This window comes from Leclercia adecarboxylata, assembly GCF_035787115.1.
In the GTDB taxonomy this organism is placed as follows: domain Bacteria; phylum Pseudomonadota; class Gammaproteobacteria; order Enterobacterales; family Enterobacteriaceae; genus Enterobacter; species Enterobacter adecarboxylatus_E.
The window spans coordinates 1-443 of the sequence record NZ_JALKTL010000024.1 but is presented as its reverse complement, the minus strand read 5'-3'; the positions used below and the strand labels follow the sequence as shown (position 1 = coordinate 443).

Genomic DNA, 443 nt, shown 5'->3' with positions numbered 1-443 from the left:
ACGCTTAGTCGCTTAACCTCACAACCCGAAGATGTTTCACTTCATGATTGTGAAAATTTGAGAGACTCGAACACACTTTCGTGTGTCGTTTCAATTTTCAGCTTGATCCAGATTTTTAAAGAGCAAATATCTCAAACGTAACTCAGTGAGTTAGTTTTGAGATATAAAGGCCGGTGACTTTCACTCACAAACCAGCAAGTGGCGTCCCCTAGGGGATTCGAACCCCTGTTACCGCCGTGAAAGGGCGGTGTCCTGGGCCTCTAGACGAAGGGGACACTGAAGTCTCAATCGCAAGACGCCTTGCTATTTACTTTCTATCAGACAATCTGTGTGAGCACTGCAAAGGCAGGTTCTTTAAGGTAAGGAGGTGATCCAACCGCAGGTTCCCCTACGGTTACCTTGTTACGACTTCACCCCAGTCATGAATCACAAAGTGGTAAGCG

General features: G+C 46.5%; 1 tRNA gene and 1 rRNA gene. Both read right to left on the bottom strand.

Annotated features, from left to right (window positions below):
• Window positions 1-199: 199 nt before the first annotated feature.
• Window positions 200-275: transfer RNA gene (locus tag MXM41_RS22675), tRNA-Glu, on the bottom strand.
• 85 nt (window positions 276-360) lie between these two features.
• Window positions 361-443: ribosomal RNA gene (locus tag MXM41_RS22670) — 16S ribosomal RNA — on the bottom strand; the annotation flags it as partial.